Origin of the sequence: Stenotrophomonas sp. TD3, assembly GCF_001939825.1 — a bacterium.
Classification (GTDB): domain Bacteria; phylum Pseudomonadota; class Gammaproteobacteria; order Xanthomonadales; family Xanthomonadaceae; genus Stenotrophomonas.
In genome coordinates this window covers 2,452,501-2,469,254 of record NZ_MOYM01000001.1, presented here as the reverse complement: position 1 = coordinate 2,469,254, position 16,754 = coordinate 2,452,501, and the positions used below count along the sequence as shown (strand labels likewise).

Here is a 16,754-nt window from a genome sequence, read left to right as displayed (position 1 = left end):
CTGGCCGGCAACCCACAGATCGATCCGATGCGCGGTGGCAATGCCGGCCAGCGGCCGGCACTTCCGATACGGGCATCAGCTCGACAGATGCTCGATCGCCGCGACCTTGCCCAGGCGCTCGCCCAGCATCGTCAGCAGCGCCAGGCGGTTGCCACGCAGCGCCGGATCTTCCGCATTGACCATCACGCCATCGAAGAACGCGTCGACCTGCGGGCGCAGGCGCGCCAGGCGTGCCAGCACGGCCACATAGTCCTTGTGCTGCAGGCTGGCGCCGGTGTCGTCGATGGCCGCGGTGACCGCTTCGGCCAGCGCGCGCTCGGCATCTTCCTGCAGCAGCGCCGGATCGATCTGGGCCGGAATGTCGCCCTCGGCCTTGCGCAGGATGTTGCGGATGCGCTTGTTGGCCGCGGCCAGCGCCTCGGCTTCCGGCAGCGCAGCAAAGGTGCCGATCGCATCCAGGCGGCGGTCGAAGTCGTACAGCGAGGCCGGCTTCAGCTCGGCCACCGCATTGAAGTGCGTGGCCGGCACGCCCTTGTCGGCGTAGTAGCCCTTCAGGCGGTCGAGGATGAAGTCGTACAGCTCGCCGACGTCGGCCTGCACGTTGCGCGCGGCCAGGCCGGCGTTGGCGCTGGCCAGCAGCGCACGCAGGTCCAGCTCGAAGCCGCTTTCGATGATGGTGCGGGCCAGGCCCAGCGCGTTGCGGCGCAGGGCGAACGGGTCCTTGTTGCCGGTCGGCTTCAAGCCTGCGGCGAAACCACCGGCCAGCGTGTCGACGCGTTCAGCAATCGCCAGCACCTTGCCCAGCGGCGACAGCGCGATGTCGTCACCGCCGAAGCGCGGCTGGTAGGCCTCGTCGATGGCCAGCGCCACATCGGCCGATTCGCCACCGGCCACGGCGTAGTGGCGGCCGGCGATGCCCTGCAGCTCCGGGAACTCGTTGACCATGCGTGACTGCAGGTCGTTCTTGGCCAGCTCGGCCGCACGTTTGGCCTGCGCAGCGTCGGCACCAACCTGGGGTGCGATCACTTCGGCCAGGGCGGCCACGCGCGCCACCTTGTCGGCCACGCTGCCCAGCTTGGCCTGGTAGGTCACCGTCTTCAGGCCCTCGCCCATCGACACCAGGCCCTGCTTCAGGTCCTCGTCGAAGAAGAACTTGGCATCGGCGAAGCGCGGGCGGATCACACGCTCGTAGCCCTTGGCCACTTCGGCCACGTCCTTCGATTCGATGTTGGCGATACCGATGAACTTCTCGGTCAGCGTGCCGCTGTCATCCAGCACCGGGAAGAACTTCTGGTTGATCTCCATCGTCTCGATCAGCGCTTCCTGCGGCACCGCCAGGAACGCGCGCTCGAAGCTGCACAGCACCGCAGACGGCCACTCGACCAGGTTCACCACCTGCTCCAGGTTGTCGTCGGTGATGCGGGCGCTGCCGCCGGCCTTGGCCGCAGCGGCCTCGACCTCGGCGACGATGCGCGCGCGGCGCTCGCTCGGGTCGACCAGCACGAACGCGGCGCGCAGGGCTTCAACGTAGTCCTGCGGCTGTGCCAGCGACACGGCCTGGTCGTGGTGGAAACGATGGCCGCGGCTGACACGGCCGGCCTGCAGGCCGAACAGCTCGGCCTCGACCACGTTGGCACCGTGCAGCAGCACCAGCCAGTGCGCCGGGCGCGCAAAGCCCCAGGCATGGTCGCCCCAGCGCATCGGCTTGGGAATCGGCATCGCCGCGATCGCCTCGCGCAGGATTTCCGGCAGCAGGCTGGCAGTACTCGCACCCGGGGTCACCGCGCGGTGCACGAAGCGCTCACCCTTGTTGTCGGTGGTCTTCTCCAGCGCGGTCCAGTCGATCCCGGCCTTGGCGGCGAAGCCCTGCAGGGCCTTGGTCGGCTGGCCTTCGGCGTCCAGCGCGATGTTCAGGTACGGGCCCAGCACTTCGCTGTGCTGTTCCGGCTGCTCCAGGCCGACGCCCGGCAGCAGCACGGCCAGGCGGCGCGGGGTCGACAACGGGCGCGCATCGCCCAGTTCCAGCGCGACGCCGCGCTTGCGCAGGCCTTCGACGACACCGTCGAAGAACGCCTGGGCCAGGCCCGGCAGCGCCTTGACCGGCAGCTCCTCGGTGCCCAGTTCGATCAGCAGGGGGGACAATTGGCTCATCGGTTCGATCCTGTGGTGGGGGCGCAGCGCGCAACGCGTCCGGCGCCCCGGGTAGTGGGTGAAAAGCGGGTCGGTGCCGGAAGGCGGTCAGGCCTTCTTCGCACCCGGGAAGCCCAGCTTCTCGCGCTGCTCGTAGTACGCCTTGGCCACCGCCTGGGCCAGCGCGCGCACGCGCAGGATGTAGCGCTGGCGCTCGGTCACGCTGATCGCGCGGCGCGCATCGAGCAGGTTGAAGGTATGGCTGGCCTTCATCACCTGCTCGTAGGCCGGCAGCGGCAGGTTCACTTCCACCAGCTTCTGCGCTTCACGCTCGCAGGCGTCGAAGCGGTGGAACATTTCTTGGACGTCGGCGTATTCGAAGTTGTAGGTGCTCTGCTCCACCTCGTTCTGGTGGTAGACGTCGCCGTAGGTCACCGGCTGGCCGTCCGGGCCGTAGGTCCAGACCAGGTCGTAGACGTTGTCGCAGTTCTGCAGGTACATGCACAGGCGCTCGAGACCGTAGGTGATCTCGCCCAGCACCGGGCGGCACTCCAGGCCACCGGCCTGCTGGAAGTAGGTGAACTGGGTCACTTCCATGCCGTTGAGCCAGACTTCCCAGCCCAGGCCCCAGGCGCCCAGCGTCGGCGATTCCCAGTTGTCCTCGACGAAACGCAGGTCGTGCACCAGCGGATCGATGCCCAGTGCCTTCAGCGAATCCAGGTACAGCTGCTGGATGTTGTCCGGCGCCGGCTTCATCGCCACCTGGTACTGGTAGTAGCGCTGCAGGCGGTTCGGGTTCTCGCCGTAGCGGCCATCGGTCGGGCGGCGTGACGGCTGCACGTAGGCCGCGTTCCAGCTTTCCGGACCGATCGCACGCAGGAAGGTGGCCGGGTGGAAGGTACCGGCGCCCACCTCCAGGTCGAGCGGCTGGATGAGCACGCAGCCCTGCTGGGCCCAGAACTGGTTCAGGGTCTGGATCAGGCCCTGGAAGGTGATCGGAACGGTCGGGGTCGCGGACATGCGTACGAGTCTTGGCCGGCAAGGGGGTGCGCTAGTATAACGGCCGACCTGCGGGGCATTCCGTACCCGGGAGGAGCAGGCAGATGGAACATCGGCTGCCGGTGGGCACGCCCGGCCAGCTAGGCGGCGTCCCGCTGCCGTGGGGCCGCCTGCATTTCGAACAGGTCGGTGCGGCGCTGCTGGCCGATGGCCTGGTCGCCGAGCACGAGGGCGAGCGCATGCGGTTTTCCGCACAGGGCGCGCGCAATGCCAGTGAAGTGCATCCGCTGGTGCTGCTGTCCAACCTCAAGCTGGCCGCCCGCGACGGTGGCGAGCTGACCCTGGAGCGCCTGACCGAATGGCTGGCCCGGCGGACCGGCAGCCGCTACCTGCGCATCGATCCGACCCGGGTCGACGTCGCGGCCGTCACCGCGCTGGTCTCCCACGCCTATGCCCGCCGCCACCGTTTCCTGCCGCTGGCAGTGGATGCCGAGCGCGTGCTGGTGGCCACCAGTGAGCCGCTGGTACAGGAATGGCGCCGCGACCTGCAGCACCTGACCCGCCGCCGCATCGAGCTGGCGGTGGTCAACCCGCTGGACCTGCACCGCTACACCATGGAGTTCTACGGGGTGACCCGCTCGGTGCGTGGCGCCCGCGGCGACGTCCGCGGCGAGGCCAGCACCACCCTGCCCAGCTTCGAGCAGCTGGTCGAGCTGGGCCGCACCGGCGACGTCAACGCCGACGACCAGCACATCGTGCACATCGTCGACTGGCTGCTGCAGTACGCCTACGAACAGCGCGCCTCGGACATCCACCTGGAGCCGCGCCGCGAGATGGGGCGCATGCGCTTCCGCATCGACGGCGTGCTGCACAAGGTGTTCGAGGTGCCACCGGCGGTGATGACCGCCGTGGTCAGCCGCATCAAGGTGCTCGGCCGCATGGACCTGGCCGAACGCCGGCGCCCGCAGGATGGCCGCATCAAGACCCGCTCGCCGGGCGGCCGCGAAGTCGAGATGCGCCTGTCGACCATGCCCACCGCCTTCGGCGAGAAGTGCGTGATGCGCATCTTCGACCCCGATGCCGCCTTCAAGAGCATCGACCAGCTCGGCTTCAGCCCGCAGGAAGCCGCCGGCTGGAATGCGCTGGTCGAGCGCCCGCACGGCATCGTGCTGGTCACCGGCCCGACCGGCTCGGGCAAGACCACCACCCTGTATTCGACGCTGAAGCGGCTGGCCACGCCGGACGTGAACGTCTGCACGGTGGAAGACCCGATCGAGATGATCGCGCCCGAATTCAACCAGATGCAGGTGCAGGCCAACATCGACCTGGACTTCGCCAGCGGCGTGCGCACCCTGCTGCGGCAGGACCCGGACATCATCATGATCGGTGAGATCCGCGACCTGGAGACCGCGCAGATGGCGGTGCAGGCGTCGCTGACCGGCCACCTGGTGCTGTCCACCCTGCATACCAACGACGCGCCATCGGCGGTCACCCGCCTGCTCGACCTGGGCGTGCCGCACTACCTGCTGGCCAGCACCCTCAACGGCATCCTTGCCCAGCGCCTGGTGCGCACGCTGTGCCCGCACTGCAAGCAGCCGCACAGCCTCGGCGCCGCCGATTGGGCGGTGCTGGCTGATAGCCAAGCCGCATATCCAGATGCCGCCACGCCCTGTCGGCCGGTCGGTTGCCTGGAGTGCCGGCGCACCGGATTCCTCGGCCGCATCGGCCTGTATGAGTTGCTGCCATTGGGCTCGCGGCTGCGTGGCCAGATCCGCGCCGACATGGATCTGGCCGGTTTCACCCGCGCCGCGCGGGCTGAAGGGCTGCGAACCCTGCGCCAGGCCGGGCTTGAAAAGGTGGCGCAGGGGCTGACTACAATCGAGGAAGTCCTGTCAGTCCTGCCGCCCCCGGATGAACCCAGCCCCGTTCCTGATCCTTGAAACCGGCCGACCGGTGCCGTCACTGCGCCGCTACGGGCGCTTCCCGCACTGGATCCGCGTCGCCGCCGGGCTGGAAGAGCACGAGACGGTGGTGGTCGATGTCGAACACGGGGATGCCCTGCCCGACCCGCATGCCTTCGCCGGCGTGCTGGTGACCGGCTCGGCCGCCTTCGTCACCGACCATGCCGAATGGAGCGAGCGCAGCGCCGCATGGCTGCGCCAGACCGCCCATGCCGACCTGCCGGTGTTCGGCATCTGCTACGGGCACCAGCTGCTGGCGCACGCACTGGGCGGGGAAGTGGCCTACAACCCGGCCGGGCGCGAGTCCGGCACGATCGAACTGGAGCTGCAGCCGCAGGCGGCGCAGGACCCGCTGTTCCAGGGCCTGCCGCAGCACTTCGCTGCCCACGCCACCCACCTGCAGACCGTGCTGCGCGCACCCGACGGTGCTGAAGTGCTGGCCCGCTCCCCGCTGGATGGCTGCCACGCCTTCCGCTGGGGACGCCAGGCCTGGGGCGTGCAGTTCCATCCCGAGTTCGCCACCCACCACATGCGCGGCTACGTGCGCGCCCGCGCCGACTGCATCGGCCGCCACGGCGGCTGTGCCCGCAGCATCGAGCGCGCAGTCAGCGCCGCACCGCTGGCCCGCCAGCTGTTGCGCCGCTTCGTCCGCCAGGCGCGGCTGTCTTCAGCCCAGCCGGCGGCAAAACAGGGATAATCGGCGCCACGGGCAACCGCCCGGCCCCCTCCTGTCCTTCCCGGATGTCCATGAAAGAGATTCGCAAGCTGCCGGCCTCGGCGGGCGCCCAGTGGTTGCTGGATACGTTCTCGCTGTATCGGCGTGCGCCGCTGCAGCTGGCCCGGATCGGTCTGACCTGGCTGCTGGTGAGCTGGGTGGTCACCCTGTTGTCGACGCTGATTCCCGGTGCCGCCGGCATGGCCGTACAGCTGATGACCCTGGCCATCTCGCCGATCATGTTCGGCGGCATGCTGTACGCCGTGGGTGAGATCGACGAAGGCCGCCCGGGCCTGGCCTCGCACCTGCTGCAGCCGATCCGCGACCACCGCGTCAGCCACCTGCTGGTGCCGCTGGCGATCCAGGTGCTGGCGGTACTGCTGCTGGGCGCGCTGCTGTTCCTGATGATCGGCCGCGAGGGCTTCACCGCCTTCAGCGAGGTCATGACCAAGATGGAAGAGATCAGCCGCAGTGGCCAGCAGATCAAGCCGGACGACGCAGCCGCGCTGGTCGCCAACCTGCCGGCCAAGCGCATCGCGCTGTGGATGCTGCTGGTGTTCCTGAGCGCAGTCGCGCTGTCGCTGGCGATGTTCACCCAGCCGGCGCTGGTGGTGTTCGACAAGCAGAGCGGCATGCACGCGCTGCGCCTGAGCCTGCAGGGCTGCATCGAGAACATCGGCGCGATGATCGTGTTCGCCGTGCTCGGCCTGATCGCCGCGTTCTGCATCTACATCCTGTTCGTGATCGTGATCCAGATCGCGATGCTGATCGGTGGCCCGCTGGCCGCCGCCTTCATCGCGCAGCTGGTACTGACCACGGTGCTGATGCCGCTGTATGTCGGCGCGGTCTACGCCGCGTGGAAGCAGATGTTCGTGCATCGCGGCAGCCGCGCCGCACCGCCGATCCCGACCACCCCGACCTCAAGCGACGTCTTCCACGCCTGACGGAAAAAGGGGACGGAGGGGATTAAGTCGTTAGCTGCACACACTGGGCATAAACGACTTAATCCCCTCCGTCCCCTTTTGTTTTTTCAGGCGGCGGGCTTCTTCACTACCGACGACGGCACCAGCCAGCGTGCGGCGTGGATGCCCAGCTCGTAGAGCAGGCACATCGGGATCGCCAGCATCAGCTGCGAGACCACGTCCGGCGGGGTCAGCACCGCTGCCAGCACGAAGATGCCGACGATCGCGTAGCCGCGGCCTTCCTTGAACTGCTGCGGCGTCACCCAGCCCAGCAGCACCAGGATCACCATCGCCACCGGCAGTTCGAAACTGCCGCCGAAGGCAAAGAAGATCGCCAGCACGAAATCCAGGTAGGCATTCGCATCCGGGGTGATCGCAATCACGTCCGGGCTGAAGGTGGTCAGGAAGTGGAACACCGCCGGCAGCACCAGGAAGTAGGCGAAGGCACAGCCGGTGTAGAACAGCAGCACCGACGACACCAGCAGCGGCACCGCCAGGCGCTTCTCGCGCGCATACAGACCGGGCGCGACGAAGGCCCACAGCTGGTACAGCAGCCACGGCACCGCCACGAACAGGGCAACGAAGAAAGTCAGCTTCAGCGGTGCGAAGAAGGCACCGGCCGGGTTGGTGGCGATCATCGTCTGCCCGTTCGGCAGCTGCGATACCAGCGGCTCGGCCAGCGCGTTGTACAGCTTCTGGGTGAACGGCAACAGCGCCAGCAGCGCCACGCCCAGGCCCAGCAATGCGCGTACCAGGCGGCCACGCAGTTCCACCAGGTGTTCGACCAGCGAGCTTTCGCCGAAATCCTGTTCACTCATGGCTGGCGCTCCGTGCTCTGCGGCGGCGGCGCACCGGCTTCAGGGGTTGTCGCCGGGGTCGGCTCGGGAGCAGCGCGCTCCTGTACCGGTGCATCGGCATGGGGCAGGCCGCTCATATGCGGCGGCAGATCCGCGGGGGCCGGTGCGCGCACCTCCTGCGCCAGCGTATCGCCCTGCTGCTGCGCTTCCTGCGCTTCGCGACGGATCGCTTCGCCGCTGGCGCGCAGCTGGTTCTCGGTGTCCTGCATGCCCTGGCGCACGTCCTGCATCTGCCGCTTGATCTCCTCGGCCTGCAGTTCGCGCTCCAGTTCCTGTTTCACCGAATCCCATTGATTGCGGGCACGACGCACCCACAGGCCGGCAAAGCGGGCCGCCTTGGGCAGGCGCTCGGGACCGAGCACCACCAAGGCGACCACGGCGATCACCAGCAGTTCGCTGAAGCCGATATCAAACACCGCGACCGCTCCGGATCAGCGAGGGGTGCGGTCGTGCTCGTCCTGCGCGGTGCGCGAGGCGTCCTGGCTGCGCGACTCGTCGCCCAGCTGCGCGTTCGGCTTGTCGTCGTCGCGCATGCCCTTCTTGAATTCCTTGACCGCCGAACCGAGGTCCTTGGCGCCACTGGTCAGGCGCTTGGTGCCGAACACCAGCAGGACGATGGCCAGCACGACCAACCAATGCCAGATGCTGAAACTGCCCATAAAGACGCTCGTTACGTTAGTGATCAGGCTGTCGAGCATAGCGCACCGGCTGTTAGCCGGCGCGCGTGACGAAAGTCAGTTTCCGCCCAGCGTTTCCGTGCGGATTTCGCCGTCGTTGACCGGCTGGAAGCCCTGCTGCTGCGGCGGCGGGTTCTGCGGGACGTTCTGCAGCGGCGCCGTGGTGGCTTCGGCCGGGGCCGCCGGCGCTGCCTGAACAGGCGCAGGCACAGGAGCGGCAGCCGGGGCCGGCGCCGGGCGCGGCGCGTTGCCACCGTTGCCGTTGCGGTTGTTGCGGGCGGCGTAGGTGGCCTCTTCCAGGCGATCACGGAAGGCGACCACGTCCATCGACGGCGACCCGACGGCGCGACCTTCGAAGATCATGCGCGGCGTGGTGTTGCTGCCGTAGGCTTCAAGGTTGGCGGCATCGTCGATCTGCAGCACCGCGCCATCCAGCGCAACACCGGCGAACAGGCCGCGGGCGCGCGACCAGGACCAGATCTCGGCCTTCAGCTGGCCGTCGGTGGCGGCGGCGGCATTGCGGCCGACCGGACCGGCGGCAACGCCGGCATCGGCGCCCAGTGTGAACTTGCCGTTGACCAGATTGTCCAGGCTGCGGTCGTTGCGGAACACCAGCACCACGTCCGAAGACTGGACGCCGGCCTGGAAGCCGATGCTGCCACCGGTCAGCTTGACGAATACCGGGCTGGACCAGGCGCCATTGGGCATCCGCACCGACATCAGCCCGTGGCCGCGACGACCGCCAATGACCAGGCCGGCCTTGATCGTGTCGGGAATGACGATGACCGCGCGGCCTTCGTCGAGCAACTTGTCCGGAATCCCCTGTTCAGGGATTTCCTGGATTTCAGCCAGCACGCGCACGGCATTGCGGGCGCGCTGGTCTTCCTGCGGTCCGGCCATGGCCTGGCTGGACAGCAGGCTGGCGGCGATCAGCAGGGCTTGGATCGGGCGACGCATGGCAGGCTCCAGAAGTCAGTCCATAGGAAGATATAGCAAGTGACTGAAATTAGTAGTGTTGTCATGAATCGCCAATGAGCGTTCCCTGCTCACATTGATGCGCGCTATGCCCGCAATCCGAACCCTGCATCCCGGCGGGGCACCGGATCGGCGACAATGCACACCATGCTCGACGCACCCGATACCGCCGTGCTGGCGGTCAACCTAGGCACGCCCGAGACGCCGACGGCCCCCGCCGTACGCCGTTACCTGGCCGAATTCCTGTCCGACCCCCGCGTGGTCTCGATCCCGGCGCTGCTGTGGCAGCCGCTGCTGCGCGGGCTGATCCTGCCGCTGCGCAGCGGCCGTTCGGCGGCCAAGTACGCCCAGGTCTGGCTGCCGGATGGCTCACCGCTGATGGTCCATACCCGGCAGCTGGCGCAGGCCATGCAGGCCCTGCTGCCGACCCTGAAGGTGCGCCACGCGATGCGCTACGGCGAACCGGCCCTGGCCAGCGAGCTCGACCGCCTCGCCGCCGAAGGCGCGCGCCGCATCGTGGTGCTGCCGCTGTACCCGCAGTACTCGACCACCACCACCGCCTCGGTCGAAGACCGCGTCGACGCCTGGCAGCGCCGCAATCCAGGCGTGACCGTCAGCCTGGTGCGCGACTACTCGATCGATCCGGGCTGGGTCGAAGCGGTTGCCGGCTCGATCCGGCGCTACTGGGAGCAGCATGGCCGCGGCCAGACACTGATGTTCTCCTTCCACGGCATCCCGCAGCGCCTGGCCGACGCGGCTGATCCGTATCCGCAGCGCTGCGAGGCCAGCGCGCAGGCCATCGCCAACGCGCTGGGCCTGGGCAAGGACGACTGGCAGATGGGTTACCAGTCGCGCTTCGGCCGCGAGCGCTGGCTGCAGCCTTACGCTGAGCCGAGCCTGTGGGCCCTGGCCGAATCCGGCGTGAAGCAGATCGACGTGGTCTGCCCCGGCTTCGCCACCGATTGCCTGGAAACGCTGGAAGAAGTCGCGATGGGCTTCACCGAAACGCTGGCCGAACGTGGCGCGACGATGCGCTACATCCCCTGCCTCAATGCCGAACCGGAACACGCGCGCGCACTGGCGCGACTGGCCGTGGCCTCGCTGGCATGAATCTGCAGCCCTTTGAACTCGAGGTCGGCGGCACCCGCGTCGCCGGCCTGCGCAACAGCAGCGAAGGCCCGCGCGTGCTGGCCCTGCATGGCTGGCTCGACAATGCCGCCAGCTTCGTACCGCTGGCCCCGCACCTGTCGTCGCTGCAGCTGGTGGCGATCGACCTGCCCGGCCATGGCCACAGCGCGCATCTGCCGGCCGGTGCCAGCTACACCACGGCGGCTGCGATCTGCCACGTACTCGACGTGGCCGACGCGCTGGGCTGGGACCGCTTCAGCCTGCTCGGCCATTCGATGGGCGCCGGCATCGCCAGCCTCACCGCCTCGGTCAGCGACCGCGTCGAACGCCTGGTGGCGATCGAAGCCCTCGGTGGCCTGCGCGGCCCCGAGGAAGAAACCGCCCATCGCCTGCGCGAGCATGTGAACGCCACCCGTGCGTTGGCGCGCAAGCAGCTGCGCGTGTTCCCCGACCTCGCCGCGCCGATCCGCGCACGGATGATGACCAACCAGCTCAGCGAACCGTGCGCACGGCTGCTGGTCGAGCGCGGCGTGGAGCCGGTCGAAGGCGGCTATCGCTGGTGCAGTGATCCGCGCCTGATGCTGCCCACCGCGATCCGCCTCAGCGAGGGCCAGATCGACAACCTGCTGCAGGCCATCGCCTGCCCGACGCAGGTGATCTATGCCACGCCGGCGCAGTCCTATTATCCCGAGCCGATGCGCAGCGATCGCCTGCAGCACCTGCGGGATGGACGGTTGGCCGTGTTTCCCGGCAACCATCACCTGCACATGGAAGACCCGGAACAGATCGCAGGCGTGATCCTGCACTTCTTCAGCAACGACAACGCCGGCTGAGCGCAGGCGCCCGCGCGCTTCACTCCGCGCGTTTGCGGCCGATACATCAGTTGCGGGCCCCTGCGCCCGCTGCACGCGGGCCCGGTCGGTCCTGCGGCATGTGTCTGGTTCTGCAAGGAAGTCCGCATGCCCGCTCTGCTGCACCGTCACCCACAGGATGTGGCCGCGGTGTTCCGTCTCCGCGTCGCTGATCGCGCCGCATCCCTCGAATTCCCGGCACCCGCCCTGGTCACGCCCTGCTGCGTGCGCTGCGGCGTGCTCGTTGTCGTCTGCTGATCCAGGAGCCTCCGATGTCCATTGCATCCGCCCGTCCCCCCGATACCGCCCGCCTGTCGCACCTGCAGCAGCTCGCCCGCGCCGCCGACCGCCGACTGCTGATCGGCAGCGCTGCGCTGGCCGTGACTGGCCTGGTGCTGGCCCTGCGCGGTCCGCACGGTGTGGCCGCCGCGTTGGCCGCGGGCGCGGTGTTGCCCGCCTTGTGGCTGGCTGGTCCGCTGGCAGGCCGCGGCATCGCCCGCAACGGCCTGGCGATCCTGTTGTCACTGCAGCTGGCCCTGTTGTGCGCGATCGCCGGCCTGTCGCCGGCGTTGCCGATCGCCCTGCTGCTGGGCGTGCTGCTGGGCCATCGCGATCGCCTGCCGGTGTGGCTGGCCGGCAGCATCGGCACGCTCGCACTGCTGGCGCCGCTGCAGGCGGGTGCCGCGGTGGGGCCGACACTGTTGCCGGCCGCGATGCTCGCCGGCCTGACCCTGTTCCTTGGCCAGGTCGCACTGCGGCTCCGCCAGCAGACCGAAGCACTCGGCCACGGCCCCCGCCGGCTGGCCGCACTGGCGCGCGATATCGCCACCGGTGCCGATCTTGGTGCACACGCCGACACCAGCGCCTACGCACCGGGTTCGCTGGCCCATGCGCTGGCCGACACTGCACGCCATGTGCAGGCCCAGCGTGGACGCGAAGCGGAGGCACACGCCGAGAACGCGCAGATCCGCCAGGCCCTCGATGCCTCGCGCACCGCGATGATGATTGCCGACAACGACCACGTGATCCGCTACGTGAACCGCTCGGTGGTCGCCCTGCTGCGCAACCAGCAGGCGACGCTGCGCCAGGCCTTCCCCGATTTCGATGCCGAGCGCCTGGTGGGCAGCAGCATCCATCGCTTCCACGCCAACCCGGACCGCATCCGCGCCATCCTCAATGGCCTGCAGGTTACCCACAACGGCAAGGTCCAGATCGGCCCGGTGCACTTCGCCCAGGTGGTTACTCCGGTCTTCGACGCACAGGGCCTGCGCCTGGGCTTCGCCGTGGAGTGGCATGACCGAACCCATGAGCTCGCGCTGGAGAACGCCGTCGCCGGTATCGTCGCGGCCGCCGCCGCCGGCGACCTCGACCAGCGCCTGCAGGCAACCGAAGGCGCCAGCTTCCTTGATGGGCTGACCGGTGGCATCAACCAGCTGCTGGATACGTTGGGCAGTACCGTCGACGAAGTGCGGCAGATGCTCTCGGCGCTGGCCAGCGGCGATCTCGATCGACGCATGCACGGCGAGTATCACGGCGCCTTCGCTGCAATCCAGCGCGATGCCAACGCCACCGCCGGCCAGCTGGCGCGCATGGTCGGCCGCATCCAGCAGTGCGCATCCTCGATCAGCACCGCTGCGAGCGAAATCGCTGCGGGCAATGGCGCGCTGTCCGAGCGCAGCGAACGCCAGGCGGCGCACCTGCAGGAAACCGCCGCCTCGATGGAAGAGCTGACCGCCACCGTACGCCAGAACGCTGCCCATGCACGCGAGGCCAGCCAGCTGGCGGTCACCACGCAGACCGCCGCCAGTGACGGCAACATCGCCATGCAGCGCGTGGTCGACACCATGCAGGCGATCGAAGGGGCCTCGAAGCGCATCGGCGATATCACCGGCGTGATCGACGGCATCGCCTTCCAGACCAATATCCTGGCGTTGAACGCAGCGGTGGAAGCCGCGCGTGCCGGCGAGCAGGGCCGTGGCTTCGCCGTGGTGGCCAGCGAGGTGCGCGTGCTGGCGCAGCGTTCGGCCGCCGCCGCGCAGGAGATCAAGAAGCTGATCGACGAAGCCGGACGCCAGGTAGGTGAAGGCGCCCAGCTGGTGGCCGACGCGGGCCAGCGGATGCAGGGAATTGTCGGGGGCGTGGAGAATGTCAGCCACCTGATGCACGAGATCTCGGCGGCCTCGCAGGAGCAGTCGGTCGGCATCGAGCAGATCAACCAGACCGTGGTGCAGATGGACCAGGCGACACAGCAGAATGCCGCGCTGGTGGAGGAAGCCACCGCGGCCGCCCGCGAGCTGCAATCGCAGGCGGGTACGCTTACCGAAGCGGTGTCGGTGTTCCGCCAGCAGGAACCGCACGAGGTCTCGCGGGCTGCCTGATCCGGGCCTGCAATTCGATCGTGATCATGACGGCGCCCGCAGGGCGCCGTTTTTTTTGCCTGCTTTTGCGTGATGGGTCAGGAAAAAGCCGCTTCCGGACCTGCCATGAGTAGCGGCCAACCCTGGTTGGCGCCACATCCACGCACCGCGTGGATCTACCGGTAGTGCCGGACGCTGGCCGGCAATCACAGCGACGCGCACTGTCTGACCCGCTGCCGGGGTTGGCACCGCTCTCTTCGCAGGGACAGCACATCCACGCACAGCGTGGATCTACTGTGGGTCCGCATGCCCTCGGTAGACGCCAACCTTGGTTGGCGCTGTGGCTGCCCGCGGAGAATATCCACGCATGGCGTGGATCTACCGGCCGGTGTGCAGCCACGGAGGTGCCGGCCAGCGGCCGGCACTACCCGCATTTTCTGCGCACAAAGAAAAACCCCGCTGCGTGAGCAGCGGGGTTTTGGGTGTAAACCCTGGCGATGACCTACTCTCGCATGGCTTGAGCCACACTACCATCGGCGCAGCTGCGTTTCACTTCCGAGTTCGGGATGGGATCGGGTGGTTCCACAGCGCTAATTTCACCAGAGAGGCTTTTGGAGAGTCGCACTCGTCCCGGGGGACAAGGCGCCAGCCTCGCATAGTTCTTGTGACGTAGCGTGCACTTGGATGCTCTTACGACGTTGTCGTAAAGCCAAGGCAACTTGAGGTTATATGGTCAAGCCGCACGGATCATTAGTATCAGTTAGCTCAATACATTGCTGTACTTACACACCTGACCTATCAACCACGTAGTCTACATGGTTCCTTCAGGGGGCTTGTGCCCCGGGAGATCTCATCTTGAGGCGCGCTTCCCGCTTAGATGCTTTCAGCGGTTATCGCTTCCGAACATAGCTACCCGGCAATGCCACTGGCGTGACAACCGGAACACCAGAGGTTCGTCCACTCCGGTCCTCTCGTACTAGGAGCAGCCCCTCTCAAATCTCCAACGCCCATGGCAGATAGGGACCGAACTGTCTCACGACGTTCTGAACCCAGCTCGCGTACCACTTTAAATGGCGAACAGCCATACCCTTGGGACCGACTACAGCCCCAGGATGTGATGAGCCGACATCGAGGTGCCAAACACCGCCGTCGATATGAACTCTTGGGCGGTATCAGCCTGTTATCCCCGGAGTACCTTTTATCCGTTGAGCGATGGCCCTTCCATACAGAACCACCGGATCACTAAGTCCTAGTTTCCTACCTGCTTGATCCGTCGATCTTGCAGTCAAGCACGCTTATGCCTTTGCACACAGTGCGCGATGTCCGACCGCGCTGAGCGTACCTTCGAGCTCCTCCGTTACTCTTTAGGAGGAGACCGCCCCAGTCAAACTACCCACCATACACGGTCCCCGACCCAGATAATGGGCCCAGGTTAGAACGTCAAGCACGACAGGGTGGTATTTCAAGGATGGCTCCGCTGCAGCTAGCGCCACAGTTTCATAGCCTCCCACCTATCCTACACAGACGAACTCAACGTTCAGTGTAAAGCTATAGTAAAGGTTCACGGGGTCTTTCCGTCTTGCCACGGGAACGCTGCATCTTCACAGCGATTTCAATTTCACTGAGTCTCGGGTGGAGACAGCGCCGCTGTCGTTACGCCATTCGTGCAGGTCGGAACTTACCCGACAAGGAATTTCGCTACCTTAGGACCGTTATAGTTACGGCCGCCGTTTACTGGGGCTTCGATCAAGAGCTTCGCCTTGCGGCTGACCCCATCAATTAACCTTCCAGCACCGGGCAGGCGTCACACCCTATACGTCCACTTTCGTGTTTGCAGAGTGCTGTGTTTTTGATAAACAGTCGCAGCGGCCTGGTTACTGCGACCCTCTTCAGCTATAGCTCGCACGAGCCACCAAAAAGGGTGCACCTTCTCCCGAAGTTACGGTGCCATGTTGCCTAGTTCCTTCACCCGAGTTCTCTCAAGCGCCTGAGAATTCTCATCCTACCCACCTGTGTCGGTTTACGGTACGGTCTGCGTAAGCTGAAGCTTAGGAGCTTTTCCTGGAAGCGTGGTATCAGTGACTTCGCCATAAAGGCTCGTCTCGGTGCTCGGTCTTAAAGGATCCCGGATTTGCCAAAGATCCAAACCTACCGCCTTTCCCCAGGACAACCAACGCCTGGTACACCTAACCTTCTCCGTCCCTCCATCGCACTTACGCGAGGTGCAGGAATATTAACCTGCTTCCCATCGACTACGACTTTCGTCCTCGCCTTAGGGGCCGACTCACCCTGCGCCGATTAACGTTGCGCAAGGAAACCTTGGGCTTTCGGCGTGCGGGTTTTTCACCCGCATTATCGTTACTCATGTCAGCATTCGCACTTCCGATACCTCCAGCAGACTTCTCAATCCACCTTCAACGGCTTACGGAACGCTCCTCTACCGCGCATACAAAGTATGCACCCCAAGCTTCGGTTCACTGCTTAGCCCCGTTAAATCTTCCCCGCAGACCGACTCGACCAGTGAGCTATTACGCTTTCTTTAAAGGGTGGCTGCTTCTAAGCCAACCTCCTGGCTGTCTGTGCCTTTCCACATGGTTTTCCACTTAGCAGTGAATTTGGGACCTTAGCTGTGGGTCTGGGTTGTTTCCCTTTTCACGACGGACGTTAGCACCCGCCGTGTGTCTCCCATACAGTCCGTCTCGGTATTCGGAGTTTGCAATGGTTTGGTAAGTCGCGATGACCCCCTAGCCATAACAGTGCTCTACCCCCGAGAGGATACATATGAGGCGCTACCTAAATAGCTTTCGAGGAGAACCAGCTATCTCCGGGTTCGATTAGCTTTTCACTCCTAATCACACCTCATCCCCTACCTTTGCAACGGGAGTGGGTTCGGGCCTCCAGTGCGTGTTACCGCACCTTCACCCTGGGCATGACTAGATCACCCGGTTTCGGGTCTACTGCCCGCGACTATGCGCCCTTATCAGACTCGGTTTCCCTTCGCCTCCCCTATACGGTTAAGCTTGCCACGAACAGTAAGTCGCTGACCCATTATACAAAAGGTACGCAGTCACTCCTTGCGGAGCTCCTACTGCTTGTACGCACACGGTTTCAGGTTCTATTTCACTCCCCTCTCCGGGGTTCT

At 66.2% G+C, this 16,754-nt stretch carries 13 protein-coding genes and 2 rRNA genes (1 of these 15 running past the window's edge); 7 read left to right on the top strand and 8 right to left on the bottom strand.

From position 1 onward, the window contains the following. Positions 1-75: 75 nt before the first annotated feature. Together glyS and glyQ are read right to left on the bottom strand one after the other, a co-directional pair. Positions 76-2,151 carry a glycine--tRNA ligase subunit beta gene (gene glyS, locus BKE09_RS11490; protein WP_075675819.1) on the bottom strand — a complete coding sequence of 692 codons (2,076 nt, stop codon included), beginning with the start codon at positions 2,149-2,151 and terminating at the stop codon, positions 76-78. Between the two features lie 87 nt (positions 2,152-2,238). Then, complete coding sequence (gene glyQ / locus BKE09_RS11485) at positions 2,239-3,150, bottom strand: glycine--tRNA ligase subunit alpha (protein ID WP_075675818.1); 912 nt, start codon at positions 3,148-3,150, stop codon at positions 2,239-2,241. 83 nt (positions 3,151-3,233) lie between these two features. Here glyQ and BKE09_RS11480 point away from each other — a divergent pair, with 83 nt between their 5' ends. Genes BKE09_RS11480 through BKE09_RS11470 form a run of 3 tightly spaced genes read left to right on the top strand, consistent with a single transcriptional unit; the run spans position 3,234 to position 6,749 of the window. Next, on the top strand, positions 3,234-5,069 hold the full coding sequence (locus BKE09_RS11480) for a GspE/PulE family protein (RefSeq protein WP_075675817.1): 1,836 nt from the start codon (positions 3,234-3,236) through the stop codon (positions 5,067-5,069). Further along, the gene (locus BKE09_RS11475; RefSeq protein WP_014038989.1) at positions 5,041-5,787 is read left to right on the top strand and encodes a glutamine amidotransferase; all 747 of its coding nucleotides are present in this window, start codon (positions 5,041-5,043) and stop codon (positions 5,785-5,787) included. The genes BKE09_RS11480 and BKE09_RS11475 overlap by 29 nt, the downstream gene beginning before the upstream one ends. Before the next feature lie 50 nt (positions 5,788-5,837). After that, complete coding sequence (locus tag BKE09_RS11470) at positions 5,838-6,749, top strand: BPSS1780 family membrane protein (RefSeq protein ID WP_075675816.1); 912 nt, start codon at positions 5,838-5,840, stop codon at positions 6,747-6,749. A gap of 86 nt (positions 6,750-6,835) precedes the next feature. Here the strand turns inward: BKE09_RS11470 and tatC are convergent, their stop codons facing one another. The 4 genes from tatC to BKE09_RS11450 all read right to left on the bottom strand — a co-directional run bounded on the left by tatC (position 6,836) and on the right by BKE09_RS11450 (position 9,258). Beyond that, positions 6,836-7,585, bottom strand: a complete 750-nt coding sequence (tatC, locus tag BKE09_RS11465) for a twin-arginine translocase subunit TatC (RefSeq protein ID WP_014038991.1) — start codon at positions 7,583-7,585, stop codon at positions 6,836-6,838. Beyond that, complete coding sequence (gene tatB, locus BKE09_RS11460) at positions 7,582-8,040, bottom strand: Sec-independent protein translocase protein TatB (RefSeq protein WP_075675815.1); 459 nt, start codon at positions 8,038-8,040, stop codon at positions 7,582-7,584. Before tatB ends, tatC begins: the two co-directional genes overlap by 4 nt. 15 nt (positions 8,041-8,055) lie before the next feature. Next, positions 8,056-8,283 (bottom strand): Sec-independent protein translocase subunit TatA, encoded by a 228-nt coding sequence (gene tatA / locus BKE09_RS11455; RefSeq protein ID WP_014648907.1) that lies wholly within the window; start codon positions 8,281-8,283, stop codon positions 8,056-8,058. Positions 8,284-8,358: 75 nt separating this feature from the next. Then, the gene (locus BKE09_RS11450; RefSeq protein ID WP_075675814.1) at positions 8,359-9,258 is read right to left on the bottom strand and encodes a YSC84-related protein; all 900 of its coding nucleotides are present in this window, start codon (positions 9,256-9,258) and stop codon (positions 8,359-8,361) included. A 165-nt stretch (positions 9,259-9,423) separates the two neighbouring features. On the opposite strand from BKE09_RS11450, the gene hemH reads away from it, so the two are divergent. The 4 genes from hemH to BKE09_RS11435 all read left to right on the top strand — a co-directional run bounded on the left by hemH (position 9,424) and on the right by BKE09_RS11435 (position 13,633). Then, on the top strand, positions 9,424-10,386 hold the full coding sequence (gene hemH / locus BKE09_RS11445) for a ferrochelatase (RefSeq protein ID WP_075676703.1): 963 nt from the start codon (positions 9,424-9,426) through the stop codon (positions 10,384-10,386). Continuing rightward, positions 10,383-11,237, top strand: a complete 855-nt coding sequence (locus tag BKE09_RS11440; RefSeq protein WP_075675813.1) for an alpha/beta hydrolase — start codon at positions 10,383-10,385, stop codon at positions 11,235-11,237. The genes hemH and BKE09_RS11440 overlap by 4 nt, the downstream gene beginning before the upstream one ends. Positions 11,238-11,363: 126 nt before the next feature. Continuing rightward, a complete protein-coding gene (locus BKE09_RS23500) occupies positions 11,364-11,513 on the top strand; it encodes a hypothetical protein (protein WP_170871742.1) in 150 nt (49 codons plus the stop codon). Positions 11,514-11,527: 14 nt separating this feature from the next. After that, entirely contained in the window at positions 11,528-13,633 is a 2,106-nt protein-coding gene (locus BKE09_RS11435) for a methyl-accepting chemotaxis protein (RefSeq protein WP_075675812.1), read from the top strand. 468 nt (positions 13,634-14,101) lie between these two features. Here BKE09_RS11435 and rrf read toward each other — a convergent pair. Together rrf and BKE09_RS11425 are read right to left on the bottom strand one after the other, a co-directional pair. Next, a 5S ribosomal RNA gene (rrf, locus tag BKE09_RS11430) occupies positions 14,102-14,216 on the bottom strand. A gap of 125 nt (positions 14,217-14,341) precedes the next feature. Then, positions 14,342-16,754 (bottom strand): 23S ribosomal RNA (locus tag BKE09_RS11425); it runs 465 nt beyond the window's last position.

Excerpts from the sequence above, each read along its gene's own strand:
- BKE09_RS11475 (WP_014038989.1), top strand. The coding sequence starts at position 5,041 with ATGAACCCAGCCCCGTTCCTGATCCTTGAAACCGGCCGACCGGTGCCG.
- tatA (WP_014648907.1), bottom strand. The coding sequence starts at position 8,283 with ATGGGCAGTTTCAGCATCTGGCATTGGTTGGTCGTGCTGGCCATCGTC.
- BKE09_RS23500 (WP_170871742.1), top strand. The coding sequence starts at position 11,364 with ATGCCCGCTCTGCTGCACCGTCACCCACAGGATGTGGCCGCGGTGTTC.
- BKE09_RS11435 (WP_075675812.1), top strand. The coding sequence starts at position 11,528 with ATGTCCATTGCATCCGCCCGTCCCCCCGATACCGCCCGCCTGTCGCAC.
- tatC (WP_014038991.1), bottom strand. The coding sequence starts at position 7,585 with ATGAGTGAACAGGATTTCGGCGAAAGCTCGCTGGTCGAACACCTGGTG.
- BKE09_RS11470 (WP_075675816.1), top strand. The coding sequence starts at position 5,838 with ATGAAAGAGATTCGCAAGCTGCCGGCCTCGGCGGGCGCCCAGTGGTTG.
- BKE09_RS11480 (WP_075675817.1), top strand. The coding sequence starts at position 3,234 with ATGGAACATCGGCTGCCGGTGGGCACGCCCGGCCAGCTAGGCGGCGTC.
- glyQ (WP_075675818.1), bottom strand. The coding sequence starts at position 3,150 with ATGTCCGCGACCCCGACCGTTCCGATCACCTTCCAGGGCCTGATCCAG.
- glyS (WP_075675819.1), bottom strand. The coding sequence starts at position 2,151 with ATGAGCCAATTGTCCCCCCTGCTGATCGAACTGGGCACCGAGGAGCTG.
- hemH (WP_075676703.1), top strand. The coding sequence starts at position 9,424 with ATGCTCGACGCACCCGATACCGCCGTGCTGGCGGTCAACCTAGGCACG.
- BKE09_RS11450 (WP_075675814.1), bottom strand. The coding sequence starts at position 9,258 with ATGCGTCGCCCGATCCAAGCCCTGCTGATCGCCGCCAGCCTGCTGTCC.
- BKE09_RS11440 (WP_075675813.1), top strand. The coding sequence starts at position 10,383 with ATGAATCTGCAGCCCTTTGAACTCGAGGTCGGCGGCACCCGCGTCGCC.